1 protein-coding gene is annotated in these 532 nt (G+C 60.0%); it reads right to left on the bottom strand.

Going from position 1 to position 532, the window contains the following annotated elements; genetic code table 11:
• Positions 1-532 (bottom strand): immunoglobulin-like domain-containing protein (locus E8E78_RS00020; protein WP_280311565.1); only part of this gene is annotated, 532 nt, incomplete at both ends.

The following is a 532-nucleotide window of genomic DNA, read 5'->3' as shown; positions in this document are numbered from 1 at the left end:
GTTGTTGATCGGCAGGCCGTCTTTGTTGGTCAGCGTAATGGTGTAGGTGATCTCGCCGCCTTCGGTCACCGACGGCGTCGCAGTCAACTTGGCCACAACCTCATCGACGGTGTCGGTCACTTGAACGGTGGCCGCACCGCCCAGTTGCAGGTTCTCGAAGGTAGCGCCAGTGGCGTCTACCGCGGAATTGATACCCAGGCTGATTTCGCCGGAATCCTTGTAGACGTCATCGCCCTGCGCGTCGTGGGTGTACGGCGCGCTGGTTTCGCCAGCCTTGATGGTGACCTGAGCGTTGTTGCTCAGGGTCACGATCAGGTCGTGGTCCAGCGGCTGGTTGATGTGCACGGTGAAGGTCGGTTTGACGTTTTCCGCCACCGAAGTCTGGTCGGCGGTGATGGTGACTTTGACCAAGTCACCTTCGTTGCCTGGGGTGCCCGGCTCGTCAGTAACGGTGGTGCTGACCGGGGTTTTGTCCAGGGTCAGTTGCTCGAACTTGCCAACATCAGCGCCAGCAACGGTCGCAATCGAGTTG

This window comes from Pseudomonas sp. BN505 (assembly GCF_029873175.1).
GTDB lineage: Bacteria > Pseudomonadota > Gammaproteobacteria > Pseudomonadales > Pseudomonadaceae > Aquipseudomonas > Aquipseudomonas putida.
This window is presented reverse-complemented; position numbering and strand designations above follow the sequence as displayed.